The 1,099-nt window shown below is 69.8% G+C and carries 1 pseudogene; it reads right to left on the reverse strand.

From position 1 onward, the window contains the following. Positions 1-26: 26 nt before the first annotated feature. Positions 27-1,021, reverse strand: a pseudogene (locus K6I34_RS37300) (IS5 family transposase). Positions 1,022-1,099: the final 78 nt, after the last annotated feature.

Consider the following 1,099-nt stretch of genomic DNA (forward strand, 5'->3'; position numbering starts at 1 on the left):
CTAGAGCGTGTTCGTAGTTCGGATCTTCAGGTGGGTTGGAGGCTGCGGATCCACAGGATCGCGCCGCGCAGATGGAGTCCGGCGAGGTAGCTCTCGGGTGTCTTGTCGTAGCGGGTGGCCAGCCCGCGCCACTCCTTGATCTTGTTGATGCAGCGTTCGACCGTGTTGCGCTCCCGGTACAGCACGGTGTCGTGGGTGACCGGGCGGCCGCCACGAGAGCCCTTCTTCTTGCGGTTGGCGGCCTGGTCCGCCTTCTCCGGGATGACCGCCTTGATCTTCCGTTTGCGCAGGTAAGTGCGGTTGGCGCGGGAGGAGTACGCCTTGTCGCCGGCGACGGCGTCCGGACGGGTGCGCGGCCGCCCGACGGGGAGGCGGACCTTGATGCGCTCCAGCACCGCGCGAAAGCGCGGGCTGTCGGCGGCCTGGCCGGGAGTGAGCACGAACGACAGCGGGCGGCAGCGCCTGTCGGCCGCGAGGTGGACCTTGCTGGTCAGCCCACCGCGGGAGCGGCCGAGTGCGGCAGCGGTCAGCCGGGCCCGGCAGCGGCGTCGCCGCCGCCGGCGTTCGGCGAGGGTCGCCTCCCCGGCGGTGTCACCGAGCGCGTGGTGCGGCGTTTGTGCCGTTCGCGCACCCCTTTTTCCTCGTCGGCGGCCTTCTCCAGCTCTGCCAGCAGCTCGGCGTCCAGCCGCATCCCGGCGGCATGGTGGTGGGCATGCGGCGTGGTGGAATCCACGCTGACCAGCGCCAGGTCCACCTGCCCGCGCGAGGCGGCTACCGCGATCATCTGCTCCATCAGGTGTGCGAAGACGCCTTGCAGGGCCCAGGCGCGGAAGCGGTCGTAGACCGTGGACCATGAGCCGTACTCGACGGGTATGTCCCGCCACGGAGTGCCGGTGCGGAACCGCCACATCACGGCGTTGAACTGCCGCCGCAGGTCGGGGATCGGGCCCCGCTCGCCCAGCGGCGGGAGGTGCGGCTCGACCAGGGCCCACTCATCATCCGTCAGATCACCACGCGCCATACCTCCGGCCTACCAGGCCACAGGACATGGCGCGGCCGAAATCCACCAACTCGTGATCGCAACTACGAACACGCTCTA

The organism is Streptomyces sp. UNOC14_S4 (assembly GCF_020740835.1).
In the GTDB taxonomy this organism is placed as follows: Bacteria; Actinomycetota; Actinomycetes; order Streptomycetales; family Streptomycetaceae; genus Streptomyces.